The sequence below is a fragment of the Pedobacter sp. 01N310 genome, from assembly GCF_056399805.1.
In genome coordinates this window covers 69707-91501 of the sequence record NZ_JBFTSB010000009.1, presented here as the reverse complement: position 1 = coordinate 91501, position 21795 = coordinate 69707, and the positions used below count along the sequence as shown (strand labels likewise).

At 38.7% G+C, this 21795-nt stretch carries 17 protein-coding genes and 1 tRNA gene; 13 read left to right on the top strand and 5 right to left on the bottom strand.

The window, feature by feature from the left end; all coding sequences use genetic code 11:
* Positions 1-35 precede the first annotated feature (35 nt).
* The 4 genes from AC1DNH_RS18020 (at position 36) to AC1DNH_RS18005 (ending at position 1928) form a co-directional block, all read left to right on the top strand.
* Positions 36-109, top strand: a tRNA-Cys gene (locus AC1DNH_RS18020).
* 34 nt (positions 110-143) lie between these two features.
* Positions 144-314 carry a hypothetical protein gene (locus tag AC1DNH_RS18015; protein ID WP_029275070.1) on the top strand — a complete coding sequence of 57 codons (171 nt, stop codon included), beginning with the start codon at positions 144-146 and terminating at the stop codon, positions 312-314.
* A gap of 109 nt (positions 315-423) precedes the next feature.
* The gene (locus AC1DNH_RS18010; protein WP_477580915.1) at positions 424-1197 is read left to right on the top strand and encodes a hypothetical protein; all 774 of its coding nucleotides are present in this window, start codon (positions 424-426) and stop codon (positions 1195-1197) included.
* Positions 1198-1262: 65 nt separating this feature from the next.
* The gene (locus AC1DNH_RS18005) at positions 1263-1928 is read left to right on the top strand and encodes a DNA alkylation repair protein (RefSeq protein ID WP_477580917.1); all 666 of its coding nucleotides are present in this window, start codon (positions 1263-1265) and stop codon (positions 1926-1928) included.
* Between the two features lie 266 nt (positions 1929-2194).
* On the opposite strand, the gene AC1DNH_RS18000 is transcribed toward AC1DNH_RS18005, so the two are convergent.
* The 3 genes from AC1DNH_RS18000 to AC1DNH_RS17990 all read right to left on the bottom strand — a co-directional run bounded on the left by AC1DNH_RS18000 (position 2195) and on the right by AC1DNH_RS17990 (position 4601).
* A complete protein-coding gene (locus tag AC1DNH_RS18000) occupies positions 2195-3223 on the bottom strand; it encodes a quinone-dependent dihydroorotate dehydrogenase (protein ID WP_477580919.1) in 1029 nt (342 codons plus the stop codon).
* A gap of 242 nt (positions 3224-3465) precedes the next feature.
* Positions 3466-4116: an NAD(P)-dependent oxidoreductase gene (locus AC1DNH_RS17995; RefSeq protein ID WP_230144889.1), complete on the bottom strand. Its 651-nt coding sequence runs from the start codon at positions 4114-4116 to the stop codon at positions 3466-3468.
* A gap of 74 nt (positions 4117-4190) precedes the next feature.
* Positions 4191-4601 carry an Rrf2 family transcriptional regulator gene (locus tag AC1DNH_RS17990; RefSeq protein WP_029275076.1) on the bottom strand — a complete coding sequence of 137 codons (411 nt, stop codon included), beginning with the start codon at positions 4599-4601 and terminating at the stop codon, positions 4191-4193.
* 125 nt (positions 4602-4726) lie between these two features.
* On the opposite strand from AC1DNH_RS17990, the gene AC1DNH_RS17985 reads away from it, so the two are divergent.
* The 7 genes from AC1DNH_RS17985 (at position 4727) to AC1DNH_RS17955 (ending at position 16479) form a co-directional block, all read left to right on the top strand.
* On the top strand, positions 4727-7810 hold the full coding sequence (locus AC1DNH_RS17985) for an AsmA family protein (RefSeq protein ID WP_477625546.1): 3084 nt from the start codon (positions 4727-4729) through the stop codon (positions 7808-7810).
* A gap of 133 nt (positions 7811-7943) precedes the next feature.
* Positions 7944-9848: an ABC-F family ATP-binding cassette domain-containing protein gene (locus tag AC1DNH_RS17980; protein WP_477625545.1), complete on the top strand. Its 1905-nt coding sequence runs from the start codon at positions 7944-7946 to the stop codon at positions 9846-9848.
* A 486-nt stretch (positions 9849-10334) separates the two neighbouring features.
* The gene (locus tag AC1DNH_RS17975) at positions 10335-11612 is read left to right on the top strand and encodes a type IX secretion system plug protein (RefSeq protein ID WP_477582034.1); all 1278 of its coding nucleotides are present in this window, start codon (positions 10335-10337) and stop codon (positions 11610-11612) included.
* Positions 11613-12204: 592 nt separating this feature from the next.
* Complete coding sequence (locus AC1DNH_RS17970; RefSeq protein ID WP_477582036.1) at positions 12205-13170, top strand: formylglycine-generating enzyme family protein; 966 nt, start codon at positions 12205-12207, stop codon at positions 13168-13170.
* 34 nt (positions 13171-13204) lie between these two features.
* Positions 13205-14524 (top strand): Gfo/Idh/MocA family oxidoreductase, encoded by a 1320-nt coding sequence (locus AC1DNH_RS17965; RefSeq protein WP_477582037.1) that lies wholly within the window; start codon positions 13205-13207, stop codon positions 14522-14524.
* Positions 14525-14534: 10 nt separating this feature from the next.
* Complete coding sequence (locus AC1DNH_RS17960; RefSeq protein ID WP_477582038.1) at positions 14535-15530, top strand: FAD:protein FMN transferase; 996 nt, start codon at positions 14535-14537, stop codon at positions 15528-15530.
* Positions 15531-15555: 25 nt separating this feature from the next.
* Positions 15556-16479 carry a hydroxypyruvate isomerase family protein gene (locus AC1DNH_RS17955; protein ID WP_477582039.1) on the top strand — a complete coding sequence of 308 codons (924 nt, stop codon included), beginning with the start codon at positions 15556-15558 and terminating at the stop codon, positions 16477-16479.
* Between the two features lie 119 nt (positions 16480-16598).
* Here AC1DNH_RS17955 and AC1DNH_RS17950 read toward each other — a convergent pair whose 3' ends face one another.
* Positions 16599-18086 (bottom strand): alpha-amylase, encoded by a 1488-nt coding sequence (locus tag AC1DNH_RS17950; protein WP_477582040.1) that lies wholly within the window; start codon positions 18084-18086, stop codon positions 16599-16601.
* Positions 18087-18725: 639 nt separating this feature from the next.
* Between AC1DNH_RS17950 and AC1DNH_RS17945 the strand changes: the two genes are divergently transcribed.
* Positions 18726-19247, top strand: a complete 522-nt coding sequence (locus AC1DNH_RS17945) for an acyl-CoA thioesterase (RefSeq protein ID WP_029275086.1) — start codon at positions 18726-18728, stop codon at positions 19245-19247.
* A gap of 70 nt (positions 19248-19317) precedes the next feature.
* A complete protein-coding gene (locus AC1DNH_RS17940; RefSeq protein WP_477582042.1) occupies positions 19318-20499 on the top strand; it encodes a cation:proton antiporter in 1182 nt (393 codons plus the stop codon).
* 177 nt (positions 20500-20676) lie between these two features.
* Here AC1DNH_RS17940 and AC1DNH_RS17935 read toward each other — a convergent pair whose 3' ends face one another.
* Positions 20677-21240: a hypothetical protein gene (locus tag AC1DNH_RS17935; protein WP_477610245.1), complete on the bottom strand. Its 564-nt coding sequence runs from the start codon at positions 21238-21240 to the stop codon at positions 20677-20679.
* Positions 21241-21795 lie beyond the last annotated feature (555 nt).

Below are 21795 nucleotides of genomic sequence, written 5' to 3'. Positions count from 1 at the left end.
CTAATAATTGCTATTTTTGCAGCCTTGAATTTAAGGGTCGAGTGGCCGAGTGGCTAGGCAGAGGTCTGCAAAACCTTCTACAGCGGTTCGAATCCGCTCTCGACCTCCATTTGTACAAATAAAATAATTAAAAGGTTATTACCATGGCAGTTACCAGATTAAAAAGAAAAGACAGAAGAAATAAAAATACAGCTCACCAAGAGGTAGCATTTTTAAAGAGAGCAACTAACATTGAGTTAGGAAGCCGCTCTGCACAACCTAAAAACGATCAATTAGCTAAAAACAATGCTGTTTTAGCTGCTTTGGCAAAATAGTTTTTAGAAATTTCTTCTTAAAGAATTTAAAGCATCCTTCTGATCAAAGGATGCTTTTTTTATTTGTAATTTTTATTTAAATTATTGACTTGCTAATTTGATTCTAGCCATGCAAATAAAATCTATTCTTTTTATCTCATTCTTATTTTTTCCATCTATGGCTTTTTGTCAAAGCAACATAGCATTAGAAAAAAAACTGTCAAATTCATTTCAAAAGATTTCAAATTGGTCTGCAGAAAAATACGGCAAAAACAGTTTCGATTCTCTGGAATTATTCAATGATAATTTTGAAAAACAAGCTCTATCAACATTAAATAGAAATCCAGAATCTTTAAAATCAAAGTTTGATCAACTCAATAAAATGGGACTAAAAATTACCAGTTCGAAAGATGGCTTTTTAAGAATCTATTCATGGGATGATCAAACTGGTGGCACACAAAGAAGATTCAGAAACATTTACCAGACACAAACTGCAGGCATCACAAAAGCATTCATAAAGAAAAATGATCCAGGTGTTACACCCCTTAAAATCTATGACCTGACCATCAACAAACAAAGATATTATATCTTAACAGAGCTTTTTATCGGAAGTAGCGCTCTATTTTATTTCAAGGTAAAATTATTAAGAGTAGAGAAAAATGTGTTAAACAATAATCTTAAACTGATTTCAACAAAATCAGGGTTAACGAACGAATTAAGCTATGAAATAGATTATTCTGCAAGAATAAACAAGGATAATGAACATAAGATTGAACACTTTTATCCTTACTATAATAGCGACGAAAAAGAAATATCTATCCCCCTAGTCCAAGCAGATGGAAAATTCACAAACAAAAGAATAACTTATAAATTGATCGGCGCATACTTTAAAAAAGTGATCTAAAGCCAAGGCTCTTTACTTCAATGTAAAGGAAATACCTAAATTTGGAAACAGCGAAAGGTAAAACCATGAATCTTACAGAAACTCTTTCAAAACTAGAATCGCTCGGCGAGGAGAAAGTCCGCGCCATGCATATTAAGAACGGCGCCAGAGAAAATATTTTTGGCGTTAAAATGGGCGACATCAGGGCCATAGCCAAAAAGATCAAAACCGATCATGAACTTGCACTTCAACTCTGGGAAACTGAAAATATTGATGCTCGATTGCTAGCCATCTTAATCCTTAAACCAAAAGCGCTGTCTGCAGAACAGATTGAGCAAATGGTAGCTTCAGAAAATTTTACCTGGGCAGCTGATTGGTTTTACAATTACATTGTTAAAGAATACCCTGATAAGGAACAATTCAGAGAAAAGTGGATGAATTCGGGAAATATTATGCTGGCCCGTGCAGGCTGGAGCTTAACCAGCGGACGCATAACCAGAGCACCTGAAGGAATAGATATCCCTTCAATTCTCGATCGGATTGAAAAAGAAATGCCTAAAGCAGCACCAGAAATCCAATGGACGATGAATACCGCATTGGCTCAGATTGGCATTAACCATCCTGATTATAGAGAAAGAGCCTTAGCCATCGGCGAAAAACTTGGTATTTACCGCGATTATCCTGTTTCTAAAGGCTGTACTTCTCCATTTGCACCAATCTGGATTAATGAAATGGTAAGCCGGCAGAAATAGTTATTTAGCCTATAACCCAATATGTTTTCAATTAGTAAAGGTCTCCGAAAGGCTATCAATGACAGATTCTAATAGATTGGCCGTCTTTCCCGCGCAGGCGTATCGTGTGGACACATCTTTTGTTAATTCTATATTTGTTTTTAGTGCACGTTCATTAGGGCGGTCGTCATGCTGAACTTGTTTCAGCATCTTTCCTGCAAGATAGACCCTGAAATAAATTACCTTCGGTGAGCTCGCTAAAGCTCGGTTCAGGGTGACGACTATCTTTAAACCAGCTCTTTACAGATGCTTTTGATCAACCCTGGTCCCTCATATATAAAACCAGTATACAATTGAACCAAACATGCGCCGGCATCTAATTTCTCTTTTGCATCTTTTGCCGAATGAATACCACCTACCCCGATAATTGGAAATGCTTTGTTCGATTTCTCCGAAAGATAACGGATTACTTCTGTAGCGCGTTCTTTAACAGGTTTACCGCTTAAACCACCGATTTGCGTAGTCAAGTCTTTTTCTGTAGCCAGATTTTCCCGGCTAATGGTTGTATTGGTGGCGATAATACCAGCAATTTTGGTTTCTGCAACAATCTCGATGATATCGTCCAGTTGCGCGTCAGTTAAATCGGGTGCAATCTTCAATAAAATCGGACGTGAAATATCGTTTTTACGATTTCGTTGCTGTAAAGTATTGAGGATTTTTTTTAACGGTTCTTTTTCCTGCAGCTCGCGTAAACCCGGGGTATTGGGCGAACTTACATTCACCACAAAATAATCAACCACATCAAAAAGGCGATCGAAACATTTAATATAGTCGTTTACTGCATCTTCATTTGGAGTAGCCTTGTTTTTACCGATGTTTCCACCAACCACAATATCAGGATGTTTATCTTTTAGCAAGCGCAAACGCTCAGCCATTACATCTACGCCCTTATTGTTAAAGCCCATCCGGTTAATTAAAGCTTCATCACTAGGTAAACGGAACATACGGGGTTTATCATTTCCGGGCTGTGGCATTGGCGTTACCGTACCCACTTCAATAAATCCGAAGCCTAAATTGCTAAGCGGCTCCACATATTCTCCATTTTTATCAAATCCGGCGGCCAACCCAACAGGATTTCTGAATTTTATGCCAAAAACCTCACGTTCTAAACCTTTAATGTGAACATCAAAGCTGCTCCGGATAATGGTTTTACCAAGCGGGAATTTATCATTAAACCATTTTAACCGCTTCACTACAAAATAATGTACGTTTTCAGGGTCAAATTTGAAGAATATTGGTTTAATAAGGCGATACATGGCACGAAGATAAGAACTTAATACTAATTATGAAAAAAGGTTAATTGGTTCATTAGTTCAATAGCCATTCGTTCATTAGTCTAAGTGTCCAAATCCAACCCTGATCCTAACGTTGGTTCATGGTCAATGGTTTTATGGCCATGATCGATAACCTAGCAAGCTTGTTGACCATGAACCATCAACCCTGGGCAATCTGCCGCCCACCAATGACCAATGAACTAATGACTAATGAACCAACTTCTCTAATACGCTGCCGTAAACTGCTCCTGGTGGTGTGCCTTATTTTCCAGCTCATCGGCAATAACGATTGCTAAATCTTCTACTGATAAAATAGAACGGCCTTCTTCATTAAAAACAGGGCTTGTTTTACCCAAGCGGTATTTCCCGGTACGGCCGGTGGTGATCCCCTGGTGCATTTCAATAGCCGGACTAAAAAATAACCAATCTAATTCCTTCTCTTGTTTTAGCGTATTAAAATAATCTCTTACTGCTGTTGCACCTGGCTTGTATTCTGCAGGGAAGTTCGGCCCGTCTACAATTTGGTGACCATCAATCTGYAAAGTACCCGCTCCGCCGATAAAAATGTAACGTTTAACGCCCGATGCTTTTACTGCAGCCTGAATAGCCTCTGCTCCCTGTACCGTATCGTTATATAAATTCGGATTGGTCCAACCTGCGTTAAAAGCACTTACCACTGCGTCGGCACCTTTTAAAACTGCTGCTAATTTTTCAGTATCCAAAACATCAACTGCGATTTTACTTACCTGATCATTGTTATTTTCAATTTTAGCGGTATCGCGTGCAATGGCGATCACTTCATTTCCACGACTTACCAGTTCGTTTAAAATGGCTTTGCCTACAAATCCAGAGGCTCCAATTAATGCTACTTTCATGTTATTTAATTTTTAAAATTTATTAATCTAATTTAAATTGTAACATTTTTTGTTACAGTTATGTTCAAAATTTTTTATTTAAAGCTTGCACTAAAATCTTTTAATGTTTTAGATGAAAGATTTTTAACCAAAGCGGTTTCGGCATCATCATATAAATCGTTTAAGTGTAGGGTAATCTGCCTCCCTACCGGACAATCGGGATTTGGTTCATTTTTGCTTTCGCCTAGCAAACTTTTTTGTTTAACAGCCCGGTATACATCGCCCAGATTAATATCGGCAGGATTTTTTGCCAATGTAGAGCCTCCGCCCTTCCCTTCTTTGCTCTGCACAAAACCATATTTATGTAGGTTGGCCAATTCCTTCCTTACCAAAACAGGATTACAGTTAATGCTTCCGGCAATGTATTCTGAATTCAATAGCTGCCCCTTTACCTGATCGAGCAGCGTAAGAATGTGGAGCGATATGGAGAAATGACTGCTATTCATACTGTAACTATTTTTATTACAGAACAAAGGTATAAATATATTTTATAATACAAAAATGTTAAATCTTTATTCCTAATTCATCTAAAGACTATCTTTGTCGCTGAACGTGCCCTTAAATTAAAATCTTGAAAAAGTTCCTAAAAATATTCGCGATTACGATCGTTTCCTTAATCGCCCTTCTAATTGTTATCCCCTATGTAATTCCGCAGACGGTTACCAAAGAAATTACACAGGTTATTAATAAAAACATAAAAGGCGAGGTAAAGTTTGAAAGTACCAACATTTCCTTTTTCAATCATTTCCCCTCATTAACTTTAAACCTGAATAACTTCTTATTAAAAGGTTCTGCACCGTTCCAACAGGATACGCTCATTTATACCAAAAAGTTAGCCCTGGGCATAAACCTGCTTTCGCTATTTTCTAAACAGGTTAAAATTGATCAGTTCTATTTAGATGATGCGCGCATCAATATCCTCAGCGATGAAAAAGGTCATGCGAATTATAATGTTTACGAAAGCAAAAAGGAAAACACTCCAAGTACCAGCGAAGGCAACACAGCTATAAAGATTGAAGGGATTTTCATCAACAACAGCAACCTTACTTACAGCGACCGTTCAATTCCTATGCTCATCAGAACCAAAGGACTTAATTACACAGGAAAAGGCGACCTCAGCAATGCGATATTTGACTTAAAAAGCAATCTTTCTATCAATGAAATGGATGTTTATTATGCCAATACCCCTTATTTAATCAAGAAAAAAATAAATGCCAATCTGATTACAAAAGTGAATACCAACTCCCTTAATTTGATTTTCGATGAGAACAATTTAATGATCAATTCGCTTCCGATTCGTTTTGTGGGACATTTTTCATTCTTAAAAGATGGTTACGATATCGATTTCAGAACCAGGGCGAAAGAAACAGATTTACAGAACATTTTCACTGCACTACCTTCAGAAATTGCCGATAAACTACAAAAAACAAAAGTTAAAGGTTATGCAGAGATTGATGCTTCTTTAATCGGGAAATACATTGCCGCCACGCACAGCATGCCTACGCTTTCGTTTAATATGAAAGTAAGAGATGGTTCAATTTCCAATCCAAATGCGCCAGAGCCGATCAGTAACCTATTTTTAAATTTAAAAACAAAACTTCCTGGCTTGAATACGGATAGCCTATTGATTAATATGGACAGTCTTTACTTCAATATCGGGAAAGATTACGTGGCCTCAGTTACAAAAATAAAGGGTTTTAAAGAACCCGAAATCTACACAGATACCCGCTCGAATATCGACTTAGAAAAATGGGCAAAAGTTGTTAACCTGGATGCCCTACAACTAAAAGGCAGATTAAATATGAACATTAATGCAGATGGAAAATACAGCAAAAAACTTGTCCACTCTGGCATAAGGCAGGTTGATACTGTAATTGCAACCGTACCCAAGTTTTCATTAAAAGTAGCCTTAAACAATGGTTATTTTAAATATTCGGCTTTGCCCATTGCTATCAATAAAATCAATTTTGATGTACTTGGTTCAAATACTGATGGAAATTACAAAAGCACTAAATTATCTATCGAGAACATCGATATCCAGGCCTTAAGGAATTATATCAAAGGGTATGCAAAATTGCAGACCGCAGAAAATATGCCTTTGACTGTTCAGCTTAAATCGGTAATCAATTTTGACGATCTGAAGAATATTTACCCGATAAAAGGTTACGAACTGAATGGCTTATTGAATATTGATCTGCAAAGCAATGGCCCTTTTAATAAAGCGAAAAAGCTTTTTCCTGTTACCACGGCATCCATTAAACTTAACAATGGTAGAATAGTGACAGGAAACTTTAATTATGCCATGGACAACATCCAGGTTGATGCCGATTTAACCAACAACGATGGCACTTTAAAAAACACCAAATTAAACATTAAACCCATTTCCTTTCGAATGGGCGGGCAGCCTTTTACACTGAAGGCCAATGTGCATAATTTCGAAAATATTGCTTATAGTGTTTCATCAAAAGGAACAATAGACATTGGCAAAATATATAAGCTATTCGGGGTAAAAGGTTATCAGGTTAACGGTTTAATTTTCACAGATGTTTTATTTAAAGGATTACAAAGTGATGCACTCGCCGGTAGATACAACAAATTACAAAATAGCGGCAGTTTAGGCATTAAAGACTTAAATCTTCAATCAGATTTATTCCCCAAAAGCTTTTTAATCAAAGACGGTGTATTTTCTTTTCATCAGGATAAAATGAATTTTGATAAATTCAATGCTACCTATGGGCAGTCTGATTTTCAACTGAATGGAAGCTTAAGCAATGTAATTAATTACGTTTTAAATGAAAAAGCCAAGCTTACAGGCGATTTTAAATTGATCAGTAAAAAAATATATGCGGATGAATTTATGGTTTATGCAGACAATACACCTAAAACAACTTCGACCACAGCAAAGGGTGTGATCATTATCCCCGATAATTTGAATGTTAATTTTGCTGCAAATGTTGCTGATGTTATTTATAACGGCCTAAATATTAAGAATGCAAAAGGAACAATGTCTTTAAATAATGGAACACTTGCCCTAAAACAAGCGGGTTTCAATATTGCGGGGGCACAGGTTGATATGGATGCGAATTACAAGAGCACAAGTACAAAAACAGGCTTATTCGATTTCCACCTTACCGCTAAAGAATTTGATATCGCAAGGGCCTACAAAGAAATTAAGCTGTTTAGAGAAATGGCCAGCTCGGCATCGAAAGTAAAAGGTGTCGTTGGCTTAGATTATCAACTCTCAGGAAAACTGAATGCAGAAATGTTTCCGGTATATCCATCGTTGAAAGGCGGAGGCGTACTGAGCTTGAAAAAAGTAAGTTTAATGGGCTTCAAAATGATGAATGCCGTGAGTAAAGAGACAAAAAGAGACAGTTTAACCAATCCTGATTTATCTGATGTTCAGATAAAATCGACCATCAAAAACAATATTATCACCATCGAACAGACCAAAATGAAGGTGGCAGGTTTCAGGCCACGTTTCGAAGGTCAGGTGAGCTTCGATGGCAGGTTAAACTTGAGCGGCCGCTTAGGCCTCCCTCCTTTTGGTTTATTTGGCATCCCATTGAGCGTAACAGGCACACAAGAAAAACCGATTGTGAAACTGAAAAGAAATAAAGAAGGCAAGCTGGAAGAAACGGGAGAAAATAAATAGCGCTATTAACAAAGGACAAGCCTTAAACGGTTGCTGTATTGCTTTTCCAAAAAGCTAAAGCAAAACCACTGGCTTATCCTATTTGATTTTCGACCTGAAAAAAGCCTTTAAATTTCGTACTTTTGCAGCCGAAATGATTTCAATAAATAATTTAACCTTCCTGATTGGCTCAAGGGCCTTGTACGATGACGCGAACTGGCACATTAAACCTGGCGACAGAGCTGGCTTAATCGGAGCCAATGGAACAGGAAAATCAACACTTTTAAAAATAATTGTAGGCGAATATGCACCGAGTTCGGGTACTGTTTCCATGTCTAAAGACCTGAAAATTGGCTACCTAAACCAGGATTTACTTTCTTACGATTCGCACCATAGCATTTTGCATGTGGCCATGGAAGCTTTTGAGCGCCAAAACCAATTGCATGATGAGATTGAGGAACTGCTTAAAAAAATCGAAACGGATTATAGCGAAGAGATTTTATTTAAATTAAGCGATAAACAGCAAGAGTTTGAAGCTTTAGATGGCTATAACATCGAATACAGGGCAAACGAAATTTTAGCTGGTTTAGGTTTTAGTACAGCAGACCAATTGCGCCCGTTAAATACCTTCTCGGGAGGTTGGCGTATGCGTGTAATGCTGGCTAAAATATTACTGCAAACTCCTGATATCCTATTGCTGGATGAGCCTACCAACCACATGGATTTACCTTCTATTAAATGGTTGGAAAACTATTTAATGGGTTTTGAAGGTGCCATTGTAATCGTATCTCACGATAGGTATTTCTTAGATAAAATTGTAAACCGTACAGTCGAATCGCGCAAAGGAAAATTAACCGTATATGCGGGTAACTATAGCTTCTATGTTGAAGAAAAAGCCTTACGTGGGGAAATTCAAAAGGGCGAATTTAAAAACCAACAGGCTAAAATAAAGCAGGAAGAGCGTTTAATTGAGCGTTTTAAAGCGAAGGCGAGTAAGGCTAAAATGGCACAATCGCGGATGAAAGCTTTAGATAAGATGGAGCGTATTGATGATGTAGATGATGATAATCCGACCGTAAATTTCGCTTTCAAATTTTCTAAACCATCAGGCAGGCACGTGGTGCGTATAGAGCACGCCAATAAGAGCTATCCAAATGTGCATATTTTAGATGATGCAGAAGGTGTAATTGAAAAAGGTGATAAAATTGCCTTGATCGGTGCAAACGGTAAGGGTAAATCTACTTTATTGAGAATGATTGCCGGAACCGAAAAATTCGAAGGTTTCTGTGAAACTGGTCATAATGTTACCACCACTTTCTTTGCGCAGCATCAATTAGAATCACTGCATTTAGAAAATTCGATTTTAGAAGAATTACAGGCATTTGCCCCAAAACATAGCGATACCGAATTACGTAGTATTTTAGGTTGTTTCCTTTTTACCGGCGATGATGTTTTCAAAAAAATCAAAGTGCTTTCGGGAGGAGAAAAATCGCGTGTGGCCCTGGCTAAATCATTAACAACAGATTCGAATTTCCTGATTCTGGATGAGCCTACCAACCACTTGGATATCCAATCGGTTAATATCCTGATTCAAGCATTAGAGCAGTTTGAAGGTACTTTTATTGCAGTATCTCACGATAGGTATTTCTTAGATAATGTGGCCAACAAAATCTGGTTTATCGAAGGCGGAAAAATTAAACAGTATCCTGGTACTTATGCCGAATATGAAGAATGGAATAGCAAAAGAATAATTCCTGTGGCTAAACCCATTCCGGTTAAAATGCCTGAGAAAAAGGAACAGCCAAAAGTTGTTACGCCAAATACAGCCAACCAATTAAAAAAGCTGAACGACGAACTGCAAAAAACAGAAAAGCTGATTACCGAACTGGAGCAGAACGTTAAAAATATTGAAGCAGAATTGGCTGATGAGAATGTTTATGCCAAAGCCGATAAATTAGCAGAAGCCAACAAACGTTATTTAGCGACAAAACAGGAGTTAGACAATAGCCAAAATAAATGGGAAAGTTTAGCTGCTGAGATTATGGAGCTGGAAGGATAGTTTTAGCCCCCTATTAAAGCATATTAAGGCCACAGAAATTCTGTGGCTTTTTTTGTTGCCACGGAAGCGCAGAAACACGGAAACAACATTTAAGACTATGTCATGCTGAGGCACGAAGCATCTGCAACCTAAGTATGCCAACGGATGTTACCATCTGGCTTTGTTTATGAAATTCATCATTTAGCGCCAGATAGTAATATCTGACACCACGGATAAGATTCCCGCCTGCGCGGGAATGACGATCGTGCTAATAGAGCCTCCGATGTTGAGCTTGACGAGGCACTGGAATCTTCCGTGTCCATCCGTGTTTCCGTGGCAACCATCTAATGTGCAGTCAGATGTTACCATCTGACTGATGGACAGATTAGCATTAAATAAATTGTTTATTCAGTTATCATTTAGTGTCAGATAAAAATATCTGACACCACGAATAAGCATAACAGTATATCCATTTTGCCACTTCCCAATAAAACTTTACTTTTAGCCATGCAGAAAATATTAATTCCGATTTTATTTTTCATTTCTACCCTGGCCTTCGCGCAAAACGACAAAACGTTTACCAACGGAAATAAAATTTATCTTCCAAATATTAAAACTGTACTTTGCTATAACAGCAATAAAGAGCAGAGCCTACCTGTAATTATGCTCAATTCTTCAGAAACGATAACTTTTTCGTTCGACGATTTACTTGCAGGCACCAAAAACTACTGGTATACCATTGAGCATTGTACCGCAGAATGGGAGACTTCGAAAATTTCGAGCATCGATTATCTAGGAAGTTTTAACGACGATCGCATCATCAATTATCGCTATTCTTCCAACACCACAAGAAAATATACCCATTACGAAATCAGTTTACCCAATACCCAAATACAGCCGAAAATTGGGGGTAATTATGTGTTAAAAGTTTATTTAGATGGCGATAAAAACCAACCTGTTATTTCGCAACGCTTCTACATCCTCGATAGTCAGGTTGCCGTAGCGGCAGAAGTAAACAATTCCATGCAGGTTGAAAACAGAAACTACAAGCAAAAAATCAATTTCACCATTAACCATGCTTTTCCCATCCCGAACCCCTACCAGGATATAAAAGCAGTAGTGATGCAAAACTTCAATGCCAATACGATCCAGGTTAACACGAAACCATCTTTTGTAAGACCAAACCAATTGGTTTATAACGATCTCAATACGAATGATTTTTGGGGAGACAACGAATTTAGAAAATTTGATACAAGGAGTTTGCGTTACAAGGCTGATAATGTTAAAGATATTTATCGCGATAATCAATCCGTAAACGTGATGCTTTTTCAGGATGCCCCCAGAACTGTTGGTGCATTTGCCAATCAGTACGATGAAAACGGAAACTTTTTTATCCGCAATACCGACGGACGTGACGATAAAACAGAAGCAGAATACATGAGTGTTTTATTTACATTAAATGCTCCGGCACCCAGCCCAAATGGCGATGCTTATGTTGTTGGCCGGTTTAATAATTACACCATGAGCAATGAAAATAAACTGTTATATGATGCCAACAGGAAACAGTTTTACGGTAATGTTATACTTAAACAGGGCCTATATGATTATGAGTTTGCCTGGTTTAATAAAGACACCAAGGTAATGGAAAGCAAACCTTTCGAAGGTGCATTCTTCCAGACCGAAAACAGCTATCAGATCTTTGTTTATTATCGCCGCCCCGGTGCGCGCTGGGATACATTGATTGGTTATACCAACCTGAGTAATAAAGTTACCGATAGGAGGTAACTCAGCTTGCAATGATGATGCATCAAAATGCAAAACAAACGATATAAGAAATATAAGCTTAAATGACCTTATATTCCTTATGTGCAAAAAAACCTTTCACCTATAATACTATTAACCTGAGTTCGATTAATAATGTGCTTTAATTTGGGTTATTTGGCGCCTTACATGAACGGTCGTCACCCTGAACTTGTTTCAGGGTCTTTATAGCAAGACGGTTTAACAGGAAAGATGCTGACCACGAAGTAGCTATTAGGCCTTTAAAACAATAAAAACTGCTAATAAAATAAATTCAGCATGACGAACGGCTAGCCAATTCGTCCTAATGAAGTACATTAATTTTTAAACATTAATCGAACTCAGGTTATTAGTCAAATAATTACAAGTGATATCGATTTAAAAGATCTTCGCCAATTAGATCCTGAAACAAGTTCAGGATGACGATAGCTTTAATTGTCAATTTGACTTTTAATGTTACATTTCTTACCTTTATTGTTACATAAGTTTTCTTTGTTTTAAATGTGGTTATTTACTTTAGCATTTCAGAAAGTAACCAGATAAACACCTAGAAAATAAGTGTGTCTAACCAAAAATTATGTTTAAAAAGTTAATTGCCGCAGCATTAATCTCCTATCCTTGTGCGCAGATTTCAGCACAAACTTCTAGTGACTCGTACACACAATCCATTAATGGAACAAAATTAAAATTCGACATGCAGGCTATACCAGCAGGCAAATTTAAGATGGGAAGTAAAACAGGGAAACCTGATGAACAACCCGTTCACGAGGTTAAACTCGATGCTTTCTGGATTGGAAAACATGAAGTAACCTGGGATATTTTCGAACCCTTTCTTTATCGCGATTACGAAAAACAAGCCAGCATAAGTGCTATTCCAGCCGAGGTGGATGCGGTAACCAGACCCACAAAACCTTATCTCGATATGACTTTTGGCATGGGTAAAGAGCATCAGCCAGCGGTAGCAATGACACAATATAATGCCATCCAGTTTTGCAAATGGCTTTATGTGCGTACAGGTATTTTCTACCGTTTACCAACAGAAGCCGAATGGGAATATGCCTGTAAAGCAGGTACAGAAACCAATTATTCTTTCGGCAATGATGCAACCAAATTAGGAGATTATGCCTGGTATAAAGACAATAGCGACAATAAAACTCATCAGGTAGGGCAAAAAAAACCAAATGCATGGGGATTATTTGATATGTACGGAAACGTTAGCGAATGGACTTACGACCAATATATCGCTGATTTCTATAGTCAAAGCAAGGATAAAACTGCAGAAAACCCTGTGGCAGTACCCGAAAAACTCTACCCAAATGTAGTTCGCGGTGGCTCTTATGATGAAATACCGAACAACCTGACATCAACAGTTAGGTTAGCGTCTGATCCATCATGGAAACAATTAGATCCACAGATTCCGAAAAGCAATTGGTGGTTCCCCGAAGCGCCATTTGTAGGCATGCGTTTAGTACGACCAGCTAAAACGCCATCAAAAGCCGAAATTGATGCTTATTATAATAAACAACCTATAAAAGACTTTTAACCGACACTATCTAACCAAAATAAAAACTAAACACATGAAAAAACCAATCAACCAACAAGATCGTCGCGATTTTTTAAAAGCGACAGCAATGCTCGCAGGTGGCGCAATGTTAAGCAGTATCCCATTGGCCGGCGCTTATGCTTCAGGATCAGATACGATTAAAATCGCCTTAATTGGCTGTGGCGACCGTGGAACAGGAGCCGCTTTCCAGGCCTTGAGCACTAAATTCAATATTAAGCTAGTGGCTATGGCCGATGCTTTTCAGGATCGCCTGGACAGCAGTTACCAATCGTTAAGTTCGAAATTTGGAGCAAAGATGGATGTTCCAAAAGAACGCCAGTTTGTAGGTTTCGATGCTTATTTAAAAGCCATCCCATTAGCAGATGTAGTGTTATTAACAACTCCTCCAGGCTTCCGCCCCATCCATTTCGAAGAAGCGGTTAAACAGAACAAACAAGTTTTCATGGAAAAACCTGTTGCTGTAGATGCACCGGGCATTAGAAAGGTATTGGCCGCAGCCGAAGAAGCCAAAAAGAAAAAATTAAATGTTGTAGTAGGTTTACAGCGCCGTTACCAGACCAACTATCGTGAGTCGATGAAACGCATTAACGATGGTGCCATTGGCGATATCATGTCGGGCCAGGTATACTGGAACAGTGGTGGCGTTTGGGTACGTCCGCGTAAAGCAAACCAAACCGAAATGGAATACCAAATGAGAAACTGGTATTATTTCAACTGGTTATGCGGCGATCATATCGTTGAGCAACATGTACATAATATCGATATTGCCAACTGGATAAAAAACGGACATCCAGTTTCGGTACAGGGAACAGGTAGCCGTGCCTGGAGAACAGGAAAAGATTACGGAGAGATTTACGATAACCACTCCATCGAATTAACATATGCAGATGGTGCGGTAATTAATAGCCAGTGCCGACATTTCGAGGGTATCAGTAATCGTGTGGATGAATCTTTTCAAGGTACCAAAGGCAAGATTTATCTTTCAGGCAGCAATCAGGCCATTATGAAAGATTACAGTGGCAAAGAGCTATATAACCACAATACCAAAGGAAACGCAAATCCTTACCAAACAGAACACGACGAACTGTTCGATGCGGTTTCTAAGGGAGAATATAAATTCAGTAATGTAGACTATGCTGCAACCAGCACATTCTCTGCAATTATCGGCCGTTATGCTACTTACTCTGGTCAAACCATTAAATGGGATGAGGCTTTAGCTTCGAACATCAGTTTAATGCCAGAGCGTTTTGCATGGGATGCGAACCCAAGGTTAATGCCTGATGAAAAAGGATTATACCCTATCGCCATGCCTGGACAAGCAAAGGTGATTTAAAACTAAACTGATGCGTTATAGGTTTTTGCTTTTCCTTTTACCACTGATTTTTGCTTTCTCCTTGAAAAAAGAAGTGAGGCAATACAAAATCAATGGTTATGCGCAGGGAACCGATTATGCTATAATGTACTATGCCACTGATAGTTTAGCCACTAAGGCAGGTATAGATAGTTTATTAAACGAAATTGATTTATCGATGTCGCTTTACAAAAAGGGATCATTGATAAATCAATTTAATGCTGCTAAAAAAGAAATCAAAACCGACCGTTTTATAAATGATGTGCTCAAAAGGAGTTTTGAGATCAATCGGGATACAAAAGGTGTTTTCGATATTACGGTTGCTCCATTGGTACAAGCCTGGGGTTTTGGGCCAAAAGAAGCTAAAAACGAGCCCGATCCAGCAGTCATTAAATCGATACTCGCCTGCGTAGGCATGAAAAACCTAAAATTAAAGAATGGTTTATTAAGCAAACTAAAGCCCTGTGTGCAGATCGATTTAAACGGAATTGCCCAGGGTTATAGTGTTGATTTAATTGCCGCTTATCTCGAAAAAAAAGGAATTAAACAGTATGTGGCCGAACTAGGGGGCGAAATTCGGATTTCAGGACCTAAACCCAATGGCGAAACCATGAAAATCGGTATTGAAGGCCCGGATAAGGATGGAACGCCTGTGATCAGGCATATCGCTGCGATAAATTCAGGAGCAATCACCACCTCTGGTAATTACCGTAAATTTCACCAGAGCGGAAAGAAAAAGATTTCACACCTGATCGATCCCAAAACAGGTTATCCGCTAGATAATGAAATGATCAGCGTAACAGTGTACGCTAATGATGCCATTACAGCCGATGGCTACGATAATGCCTTAATGGCCATGCACCTTAAAGATGCCATCGCCTTTGTAGAAAGCAGAAAAAACCTCGAAGCTTATTTTGTGTACCATCAAAAAGATGGCAAAGTGGCTGATACCTTAACTACAGGGTTCAAAAAATTAATTACACATTAATATCTATCCGTTTAAAACCAAACCGATGAAAAGAAGTGAATTTATAAGAAACAGCTTATTAACTGCTGGTGCAATAACTACAGGAGCCGGAATTACCAACACCTTTGCAGCTGAAAAGCAAAATACGTTAAGTGATAAGGTTTTTAACATGGATTATGCCCCACACCAGGGCATGTTCGAAAATCATGCGGGCAAGAGTTTTTTAGATCAGATCCAATTTATGTACGATAAAGGTTTCCGTTCTATCGAAGATAACGGCTACCTAAACCGTTCAGTAGAAGAACAGGAAAAAATTGGAAACCTCCTGGCGAAACTGGGTATGCGCATGGGCGTTTTTGTGGTAGATGGAGGCGATAACTGGAAAACCTCTTTAACCACTGGCAAAAAGGAATTTAAAGACAAATTTGTAGAAACCTGCAAAAAATCGGTTGAAGCCGCAAAACGTTGTAATGCAAAATGGCTTACCGTTGTACCTGGGTTTTATGAACGCAACCTGCCTTATGGCAATCAATTTGCTAACGTAATTGATGCCATGCGTGCCGGAGCAGAAATTTTCGAACCCCACGGTTTGATTATGGTTTTAGAAACCTTGAGCGATACCCCAGAGCTTTTCCTGCAAAAAACAAATGAAACCTATGCGGTTTGTAAAGCCGTTAAAAGTCCTTCGTGTAAAATCCTTTACGATATTTATCACATGCAACGTACAGAAGGCGACTTAATTAAAACCATCGACCGTTGCTGGGATGAAATTGCCTACATCCAGATTGGTGATAATCCGGGCCGAAAAGAACCTACAACCGGCGAAATCAATTATAAAAATCTATTTAAACACCTGCATAAAAAAGGTTATAAAGGTGTGATGGGCATGGAGCATGGCAATTCGAAAGGTGGAAAAGAAGGCGAATTGGCTGTTATTTCTGCTTACAGGGCTGAGGATAACTTTTTGTAGGTAATAAAAAATCGTCATTGCGAGAAGGCTTTTTCAGCCGACGACGCAATCTTACAACGATCGCTACCAGCGAGTGCATTAAGATTGCTTCGTGCCTCGCAATGACGATTTATTGAGCCCTACCCCCCTTTCAATACCCACACCGATACACTTCCCGCATTGCAATGAAACTCCGCCCAACCATTTTCATCAATGGTTACTTCTTGTTGTCTGTAACCTAAAGCATCAACAAAGGTTTTTCCGGCAAAGTGTTTACCGATTTCCATTTCTTTATACCCTTCTTCTCCCGTGCTTAACAATACTGCCAAGCCACTATTTTCATGTTCCTCATCACCAGCACGGGTCCATCCTACGCAAATGCCGTGGTCAAAATAATCGCGTTGCTCACCGTAGGCTAAGGCCGTACGAATTTTACTCATGGTTTCTACTGCAGGAATTGCGACCAGCTCCACATGTACCTCATCACCTTCTTTGTCTTTATCATCATAAATCCCTCCATACAGATCAGGAAAGAACAAACACGGAATACCCTGTACACGCAACAGAATGATAGCATAAGCCAAAGGTCTGAACCAAAAATCGACGTAAGATTCCAGTGCCTGCAAAGGTTGCGAATCATGATTATCAACAAATGTTACGGCCAGATCTGGCTTTACCTGAACCAGGGTTCCATCAAAAATCGTCCGCATATCAAATTCCTCGTCCTTACTCGCCAGGAAAAAATTATGGTGCAAAAGCGAATCAAATATTTGGGTCCGCCCACCTGTAATCTCAATATATTTTAATTGTCCTTCCCTATCCACCACATTCCAATCTTCGGCCACAATAAAAAATTCGCGGTTAAATTTTTGGTTCAGGTGATCGATCCACTCTACAATAAAATCCGGATTGATATGTTTAACTGCATCTAACCGAAAACCATCTACTTTGGTGGTTTCCACTATCCATTCGCCCCAGTACTTTAACTCTTCAACTACAGCCCTGTTGCGGTAATCGATATCGTTAAACATCAGATAATCATAATTGCCCAATTCGGTAGAAGGGACCTCTTCAAAACCTTCTCCTAAATAATTCTGGATCGAATAAATAGCCGTTTTTTGGAGGTCTTCGGCCCAGTCTACCCCACTAAAACACTCATGATTCCATATAAATTCAGAATATTTGCCCTGTCGGCCAGGAAAAGTAAACTTCGTCCAGGCCTCTATTTCGAAAACATCGCTGGTAAATTCGTTTCTATCTTCCGGATTTACAGTTCTAACGGCTATTTTTTCGAGTTCGTCGCCCCCGGCTTTGTGGTTAAAAACCGCATCGGCCAAAGCGCCAATTCCATTATGGTGCAGGGCTTCAATAGCTTTGATATATTCATCTTTGGAGCCATGTTTGGTATTCACACTTCCTTTCTGATCGAACTCGCCCAAATCGAACAGATCGTAAACCGCATACCCAACATCGTAAGCCGCATTGTTTGATTTATAGGCTGGAGGCAACCAAACAGCGGTTATGCCAATTTCTTTTAAATGACTCGCTTCGGCAGCTACTTTAGTCCACAAATTTTGTTCTTCGTTATAATACCAATGGAAAAATTGGATCAGGGTCTGGTTTTGCATTAAATTCGATTTTTTGTATGGATAACATGATTTTTTACGAATTGTTTTTTGGTTTTACAGGAACACCCCTACACAAGCTTTTCCCGCTGATTTCGCTGATGCCCGCAGAAAAACAACTTAAATCTACGAAAATCCATTTGATCTGCAGGAACCACCTTGCCTATGTCTTCCCGCTAATTGCGCAGATCACCGCAGAAAAACAAAATAATAAATCTGCGAAAATCTCTTGAATCTGCGGGAACAATTTTATGCGTGCTTTTCCTGCTAATTACGCATATCATCGTAGAAACAACTTCCAAATCCGCCAGAATCTAAGGAACCGCTTTTAAAACATAACGCCTATTCAAAAATTAATTAGCCGCCGAAACACAGAAATCACAGAGGAGATTAAAGTTTTTCCGTGTTTTTCGTGCTTCCGTGGCAAACATAATGCTCAGGTATGCGCAAAAAAGAGGATCTTTCCCGCTGATTTCGCAGAAAAACAAAATAATAAATCTGCGAAAATCCATTTGATCTGCGGGAACAACCTTGCCTATGTTTCCTGCTAATTACGCAGATCACCGCAGAAACAACTTCCAAATCCGCCAGAATCTATTTGCAATACCATTTTACCCACATTTTACTTACTTTTGCCATCAAATGAGTCTAAAAAAGAAATTTGCCAGAGAAAGTTTTACCATCATGAACGAATTGGTATTACCAAACGATACCAACACCTTAAACAACCTAATGGGTGGGCGTTTGCTCCATTGGATGGATATTGCAGCGGCAATTTCGGCTCAAAAACACTGTAACCGTATTGTGGTAACTGCTTCGGTTGATAACGTTTCTTTTAAGCAACCCATTAAATTAGGTGATGTAATTACCATTGAGGCCAAAGTGACGAGAGCTTTTAATACTTCAGTAGAAGTTCGATTAGATGTTTGGGCAGAGAATATTCCAAGTGGTGCACGCCAAAAAAGTAATGAGGCTTATTATACCTTTGTTGCGGTAGATCAGAGTGCCCGTACCATCCCTGTGCCAGAACTAATACCAGAAACACCCGAAGAAATTGACTTATTTGACGGGGCTTTACGCCGCAGGCAATTGCGTTTGGTTTTAGGTGGAAAAATGAACCCTGATGATGCCAGCGAGCTAAAGGCTCTTTTCTTTAAAGCATAATTTTTACATTAAATTTCTTTTTGCTTAGCATGATTGTTTTATTTTAGCGGTTTACCCTACGCTGAAAAATATGACAACTTATACCATCCTTATTATTTTAAGCGGATTAGTTATTTTCTCTTATCTGTTTGATTTAGTGGCAAGTAAAACCAAAGTACCATCGGTTTTATTGCTGCTCCTTCTAGGTATTGGTTTACGTTTGCTGGTCGATAACCTTAAGATACAAACCTTCAATTTCCTCTCCATTCTACCAACATTGGGTACCGTAGGCTTAATTTTAATTGTTTTTGAGGGTTCTCTCGAGCTTAAATACGACCGGCATAAAAACAAGGTTATACGCAGTGCTTTTTTCTCTGCCCTAAGCATTTTAATGGGAACTATTGTGGTAATAACCAGTATTATCTACCAGATTACTCACCACGATTTATATACCTGTATTGCAAATGCCATTCCCTTTAGCGTAATCAGCTCAGCTATTGCCATCCCTTCCGCAGCGGCATTAAACAATACCGATAAAGAATTTGTAATTTATGAATCTTCTTTCTCTGATATTTTAGGCATTATCATCTTCAATTTTGCCATTACCAACCATTCGATCAATACGTCTGCTTTTATTGGCTTAGGTTTAAGTACCTTCCTCATCCTTTTACTATCGGCCATTGCCTGTGTGGTGTTATTGTATGTAATGGGCCGATTGGTACACCACATTAAATTCTTCTTAATTATAGCCATACTGATACTGGTTTATGCCATTGGTCAGTCTTACCACTTATCCTCTCTGGTGTTGATTTTGAGCACAGGCCTGTTTCTGAATAATGCCGATACGATTGAGAATGCCTGGTTTAGAAGTGTCTTTTTATACAAAAATTTAACAGCCGATTTATCCCAGCTCTATCAGTTATCGGCCGAAAGTGCTTTTATTCTGCGTACTTTTTTCTTCGTTATTTTTGGCTTTACCATGAATATTGGCGACCTGAACAACAAAATTGTACTGGCCAACGGCTTTTTCATTTTAATATCGATTTACATTATCAGAGTGGTATTTCTCAAAATATTCAAAAAAGAAAACCTGAGTCCGATTTTATACATTGCACCCCGCGGCTTAATTAGCATTTTGCTTTATTTCAACCTGCCAGCTTCCTTAAAAATACCTGAGGTGGGTACGCCATTCCTGTTCCTGGTTGTACTGGGATCGAGTATTGTAATGACGTTGGGGATAACCTTAAGCAAGAGAAATAGTGCGGTTCATTAGTTCATTGGTTCATTGGTTCATTGGGTTGATCGTATAGATTCTAATAGAATGATCGTCATCTCGACTGTAGCGCAGTCCCGACATTAAGTCGGGAGAGAGATCTATCTAGACAGATATATCTTCATTTGTTTAAACCGGTTAATCCACTCCAAACGCCCAACGCCACACGCCAAACACCTAAGGTTTAAATGAAGATGAAATGCTTTTTAGCTGGTTCAGCTCGGCCAGCACATTGGGATTGGCCTGATAATAAATGGAATAATAACTGAGTTCGTTTAACTTATTTCTATCTATTTTATTAAAGTTAAAACGTGCTAAATTCGGATTAATGGCATGGATAGGCAGTGCAACAGCATTTGCCATTGCGGTAAAAACCACAGAGAATACAGTTGCCGCTGCGTCTTCCTTAAAAGTAGGTTCTTCCTTGCCCCATTTATCAACCATTTTACCAGCTGTATTCATTTTATATTCTTCTGCCCGATCTTCACCAATTTTAATAAAACTCATTCCTTCATAGCCCTTTTTAATCGTTCTGATCTGCACGGTTTTAATTTCATTAATCGGAACCTTAATAAATTCGCCATCATGATTTAGGATCGCATCTACTGAATCTACTTTGTATAAAATCCCTTTGTATTTTCCATTTTGGGTTTTTAGAATGGCAATGTAAGGTTTTATGCTTTGAGCATTCACTAAAGTAATGGAGAGGAAAAAGAGGAGCGTAAAATAGATGGTTTTCATGTTGAGGTATTAAGAGACAGTTAAATTTAATATAATATTTTAAATATTTAACATTTCTGTCACGGTGAGGGCTTAAAAATCAATACAAATGACAGATGATTTTTAGTGTAGTGATTTTTGAGCGGAATCGTCATTGCGAGAATGCTTTTTCAGCCGACGAAGCAATCTTACAACTATCGCTAGTAGCGACCGCATTAAGATTGCTTCGTCGTTCCTCCTCGCAATGACGATTCTTTTTATTGTAATCTGTTAATGGTCACAGAGTCGAAGTGCTAGAACAAATAGCTCCCGGTCTCTCGGATGAATCGGGGAAGAATTATACAGACGCTAAGGTTGATTTTAAACAATTAATTAACCCTACCATAGACAGAATCCATTAGCAGGTCGTCATTCCCGCGCATGCGGGAATCTTAAAGCGCTTGCATTACGATTATTCATAAGTTTTCCTTTTTTCAGAGGCATTCATGAGCACTCCGTGGTTCCCAATCGAGTTGGGAATGACGATCTCACGCAGCCTACTATTTTGCCAAAAAGATTTGTCTTTTATATTGATTT

What these genes read in the sequence shown, in the direction of transcription:
- AC1DNH_RS17945 (WP_029275086.1), top strand. Translation starts at nt 18,726, where the DNA reads ATGAGTCTAAAAAAGAAATTTGCCAGAGAAAGTTTTACCATCATGAAC.
- AC1DNH_RS17990 (WP_029275076.1), bottom strand. Translation starts at nt 4,601, where the DNA reads ATGAATAGCAGTCATTTCTCCATATCGCTCCACATTCTTACGCTGCTC.
- AC1DNH_RS17940 (WP_477582042.1), top strand. Translation starts at nt 19,318, where the DNA reads ATGACAACTTATACCATCCTTATTATTTTAAGCGGATTAGTTATTTTC.
- AC1DNH_RS17955 (WP_477582039.1), top strand. Translation starts at nt 15,556, where the DNA reads ATGAAAAGAAGTGAATTTATAAGAAACAGCTTATTAACTGCTGGTGCA.
- AC1DNH_RS17970 (WP_477582036.1), top strand. Translation starts at nt 12,205, where the DNA reads ATGTTTAAAAAGTTAATTGCCGCAGCATTAATCTCCTATCCTTGTGCG.
- AC1DNH_RS18000 (WP_477580919.1), bottom strand. Translation starts at nt 3,223, where the DNA reads ATGTATCGCCTTATTAAACCAATATTCTTCAAATTTGACCCTGAAAAC.
- AC1DNH_RS17975 (WP_477582034.1), top strand. Translation starts at nt 10,335, where the DNA reads ATGCAGAAAATATTAATTCCGATTTTATTTTTCATTTCTACCCTGGCC.
- AC1DNH_RS17950 (WP_477582040.1), bottom strand. Translation starts at nt 18,086, where the DNA reads ATGCAAAACCAGACCCTGATCCAATTTTTCCATTGGTATTATAACGAA.
- AC1DNH_RS18010 (WP_477580915.1), top strand. Translation starts at nt 424, where the DNA reads ATGCAAATAAAATCTATTCTTTTTATCTCATTCTTATTTTTTCCATCT.
- AC1DNH_RS17980 (WP_477625545.1), top strand. Translation starts at nt 7,944, where the DNA reads ATGATTTCAATAAATAATTTAACCTTCCTGATTGGCTCAAGGGCCTTG.
- AC1DNH_RS17965 (WP_477582037.1), top strand. Translation starts at nt 13,205, where the DNA reads ATGAAAAAACCAATCAACCAACAAGATCGTCGCGATTTTTTAAAAGCG.
- AC1DNH_RS18015 (WP_029275070.1), top strand. Translation starts at nt 144, where the DNA reads ATGGCAGTTACCAGATTAAAAAGAAAAGACAGAAGAAATAAAAATACA.
- AC1DNH_RS17935 (WP_477610245.1), bottom strand. Translation starts at nt 21,240, where the DNA reads ATGAAAACCATCTATTTTACGCTCCTCTTTTTCCTCTCCATTACTTTA.
- AC1DNH_RS18005 (WP_477580917.1), top strand. Translation starts at nt 1,263, where the DNA reads ATGAATCTTACAGAAACTCTTTCAAAACTAGAATCGCTCGGCGAGGAG.
- AC1DNH_RS17960 (WP_477582038.1), top strand. Translation starts at nt 14,535, where the DNA reads ATGCGTTATAGGTTTTTGCTTTTCCTTTTACCACTGATTTTTGCTTTC.